We start from the raw sequence: 3996 nt of genomic DNA on the forward strand, positions 1-3996 counted from the left end.
GCGCATGACACGGGTCCACGTGATCGCGTTGAACATGACTTCGAGCGAAATGATGGTCAGCATTGCTGCCATCGGGAGATGCGCGCCGTAGAAAGTCTGAACGACCGCAATCGTCACCAGTTGACCGATGATCGCAAGGCTGCGAAGCCAGAAAAGGTGACCGAGATTGACGCGGCCCGTGGTCGTGATTCGATGCATTTCAGTAATCGTCGCGCTTAATTTCAGAATAGTCTAATGGCCGCGATCGATGATTTGCCGCACCATCGGATGTTGTCTCGTACAGGGCGGCCCGGCCGCACAATCATCTATGAATCGCAGCCAATCGTCCCGTCCCGACGCGCTTTTGAGCGAAACGCCACTCATTCAAGACGCCGGCCAGGAATCCATTATCTCGCGCGTCCTGCCCGCTTATCTTGAGAACGCCAAAATCGCCGGTGCCCATGGCAACCAGGCGGAGCGTTCCACGTGGCTGCATGCTGCAACGCTGCTCGAACCCGCGCGCGCGGAAACCGTGCTGGATCTCATCGACTCGTTGTTGAAGCAGAAGCGCCTTGCCGAGGCCATCCAGCTTGGCGCGCAACTCGTCAATACCCATCCGCAACATGCGCTCGCGCTTTGGCATCTGGGTTATGCCCTTCAGCTCGCCAACCGTCACGCGGAAGCCATCTCGTTCTACGAACGCGCACATGCCATCGATGCATCCGTCCCGACCCTGCGCAATAACCTGGCCGTCGCCTACGAAGTCACCGGCCGTGAATCCGATGCGCTGAAGCTTCTTGAAGAAGCCGTAGCCGCAAATTCTTCGGATATCGAGGCGTGGACGAATTTGACGCGGATGTATCCGCGCCGCCGGGAGCTTGAGCATGCACTCGCGGCGGGCAAGCGCGCGGTCCAGATCGATCCGGCGAACGCACTGGCATTGTCCAACTACAGCCTTGCGTTGAAAGAGGCGCAGCGCTGGGAAGAGGCGACTGAGGCCGCCAAGGCCGCGGCTGACATCGCGCCGCAAGTGGCGCGACTTCCGTTCAACTTGTCCATTCTCGATCTCGTGCAGGGCAACTATGCGCGCGGTTGGGCCAATTTCGAAGCGCGTTGGGACGGGTCCAGCGAGTTGCGCAATTCATATCCCGAATTCAATGTGCCGCGCTGGAACGGAGAATCGTTGAAGGGCAAAACATTGCTGCTGTGGGGCGAACAGGGTTTTGGCGACGCGCTGCAGTTTTCACGCTTTGTCCCCATGCTGGCGAAGAAAGTGAACGCTCAAGGCGGCAATCTTGTTTGGGCGGCGTTCAAAGCCGTATATCCGCTGATGGCGCGCTTGGCGCCAAAGAACGTTGAATGCGTGCCACACGACAGCCCGCTGCCCGAGTTTGATTTTCATTTCCCGCTGCTGAGCCTGCCACTGCATTTCGGCATTGAAGAGGACACGATTCCGTCGAAAAAGGCCTATCTCGCAGCCGACGCCGACCTCGCCGCCGATTGGCGCACTGAGTTCGCCGCTGACAAACGCCTGCGCGTCGGCCTCGTATGGAGTGGCAGCGAGAACCATCAGCGCAATATGTTCCGCAGCGTGGGTATCGACCGGTATGCGCAGGCGTTCAGGGGTATCGAAAACGTCGCGTTTTTCTCGCTGCAAAAAGATGCGTCGGGCGCGGTATCGACGGCTCGGGACGGCGGTTTCGAAATCGCCGATCGCACCGGAAAGTTCGAAACCTTCGACGACACCGCTGCGTTCATCGATTCACTGGATCTCGTGATCACCGTATGCACGAGCGTGGCGCATCTGGCAGCCGCGCTCGGCAAGCCGACTTGGATTTTGCTCGACGTCAATCCCCACTGGGTCTGGCAACTCGAACGCACGGACAGCCCGTGGTATCCGACAGCCAAGCTGTATCGGCAGCAAAACTTCGGGCAGTGGGAGCCGGTCATGAGCGACGTCGCCCGCGATCTGGCATTGCTCGCGGCGACGCACACCGGCGCGGCGCCACGCAAGCGCATGGCGAAGAAAACCTCCGCGTAAGGCGTCTGGCGGGTTTCAGCCAAGCGCAAACGGCGACTCGGGCAACCGGGTCGCCGTTTTATTTTTGCACGATGCGACCGATTTTCTCGCTCAAGCACGCGGGACAAAGACACGTCAGCCGAGGCTCCAAACGGTCGGCCGGCAAGACCGGCATCGATGCGCACCAGCATGTGGCATCGCCCGACTGGCTGCCGCAACGAAAATCCACCCCGCAGCGTGCACAATGTTGCAATGCAGAGGATCCTGAACGCGTATCGGTCATGGTATCGAGGAGAATCGAGTGAAAGCGGTTTGGCAGCTCGCGCGAACAACCTGGTTTCATGCTCCCGCCCCACACTGGAGCGGCCAGGCGCCCGTCTGCCTCCGTTGCGCAATTGCAATGGTGAATACAACGCCAAACGCCTGATGCAGCGCGTCAGTCCTGTACAATTCCGCCTGTTTAAACTGCTCTTCGCCCCATCGCCGCCATGTCCGAGCTTCCCGACCTTACGCAGATCGCGCCGACCCTGAAAGCCGAAATCCTGGCTGAGGCGTTGCCCTATATCAAGCAGTATCACGGCAAGACGATCGTGATCAAATACGGCGGCAACGCGATGACCGAGGAGCGCCTGAAACAGGGCTTCGCGCGCGACGTGATCCTGCTGAAGCTGGTCGGCATCAATCCGGTGATCGTGCACGGCGGCGGTCCGCAGATCGATCAGGCGCTCAAGAAAATCGGCAAGCAAGGCACGTTCATCCAGGGCATGCGCGTCACCGACGAAGAGACCATGGAAGTGGTCGAATGGGTGCTGGGCGGCGAAGTGCAGCAGGACATCGTCACGCTGATCAATCACTTCGGCGGCCAGGCGGTCGGACTGACAGGCAAGGACGGCGGCCTGATCCACGCACGCAAACTGCAAATGCCGGATCGCGACAATCCGGGCGAATTCATCGATATCGGGCAGGTGGGCGAAGTCGAAGCCATCAATCCGGCCGTGGTGAAGGCGCTGCAGGACGACGCGTTCATTCCGGTGATCTCGCCGATCGGCTTCGGCGAAGACGGTCTGTCGTACAACATCAACGCGGACCTCGTTGCGGGCAAACTCGCCGTCGTGCTGAACGCCGAGAAGCTCGTCATGATGACCAACATTCCCGGCGTGATGGACAAGGAAGGCAACCTGCTGACCGATCTGTCCGCACGCGAGATCGACGCGCTTTTCGCCGATGGCACCATCTCCGGCGGCATGCTGCCGAAGATTTCATCGGCGCTGGATGCCGCTAAGAGCGGCGTGCGTTCGGTCCACATCATCGATGGGCGCATCGAGCATTCCGTGTTGCTCGAAATCCTGACCGAACAGCCGTTCGGGACCATGATCCGCTCGCATTGAGCGCGCAATCGCCACGCTCCATCAAGCGCCGCGTGAGCAAACGCGGCGCCCCCGTCTGGTTGTTCGATCTGGACAACACGCTGCATCACGCGTCGCACGAGATTTTTCCGGCGATCAATCGCGGGATGACGCAATACATCATTGACCGGCTGGGCGTTGATATCGACGAAGCCAACCGGCTTCGCACCGGCTATACCCAGCGATACGGCGCCACGCTGCTGGGCCTGATACGACATCATCAGATCGATGCCTCCGAGTTTCTGCACCTCGTGCATACGTTCACCGACCTGTCTTCAATGGTGCGCGCCGAACGCGGGTTGGCGCGGCTGTTGAACCGCCTGCCGGGTCGCAAGATCGTGTTGACCAACGGGCCTTCCGTTTATGCTCACGCCGTGCTGGCGGAACTCGGTATCGCGCGCTTGTTCGAGCGTGTGATTGCAATCGAAGACATGCAGGTTCGTGGCATGTGGCGTGCAAAACCCGATGCGGGAATGTTGAGGCGCGCCATGCATCGTGCGGATGTCAGGCTCTCGGACGCCATTCTTGTCGAAGATACACGCGGTCATCTGAAGCGCTATAAACGCATGGGAATTCGCACGGTCTGGATCA

The 3996-nt window shown here is 59.9% G+C and carries 4 protein-coding genes and 1 pseudogene; 3 read left to right on the forward strand and 2 right to left on the reverse strand.

Going from position 1 to position 3996, the window contains the following annotated elements; all coding sequences use genetic code 11:
- Positions 1-198 (reverse strand): annotated as a pseudogene (locus ACFFAR_RS26795) (sensor histidine kinase); the annotation flags it as partial.
- Positions 199-307: 109 nt separating this feature from the next.
- Here ACFFAR_RS26795 and ACFFAR_RS26800 point away from each other — a divergent pair.
- Complete coding sequence (locus ACFFAR_RS26800) at positions 308-2020, forward strand: tetratricopeptide repeat protein (RefSeq protein WP_375508781.1); 1713 nt, start codon at positions 308-310, stop codon at positions 2018-2020.
- A 58-nt stretch (positions 2021-2078) separates the two neighbouring features.
- Here ACFFAR_RS26800 and ACFFAR_RS26805 read toward each other — a convergent pair whose 3' ends face one another.
- Complete coding sequence (locus ACFFAR_RS26805) at positions 2079-2342, reverse strand: cysteine-rich CWC family protein (protein WP_375508782.1); 264 nt, start codon at positions 2340-2342, stop codon at positions 2079-2081.
- A gap of 145 nt (positions 2343-2487) precedes the next feature.
- Here ACFFAR_RS26805 and argB point away from each other — a divergent pair, with 145 nt between their 5' ends.
- Both argB and ACFFAR_RS26815 read left to right on the forward strand, forming a co-directional pair.
- Positions 2488-3387, forward strand: a complete 900-nt coding sequence (gene argB / locus ACFFAR_RS26810) for an acetylglutamate kinase (RefSeq protein ID WP_060817518.1) — start codon at positions 2488-2490, stop codon at positions 3385-3387.
- Positions 3384-3996 (forward strand): pyrimidine 5'-nucleotidase (locus ACFFAR_RS26815; protein WP_375508783.1); only part of this gene is annotated, 613 nt, incomplete at its 3' end. The genes argB and ACFFAR_RS26815, both read left to right, overlap by 4 nt.

Origin of the sequence: uncultured Caballeronia sp. (assembly GCF_964243625.1) — a bacterium.
Lineage (GTDB): Bacteria > Pseudomonadota > Gammaproteobacteria > Burkholderiales > Burkholderiaceae > Caballeronia.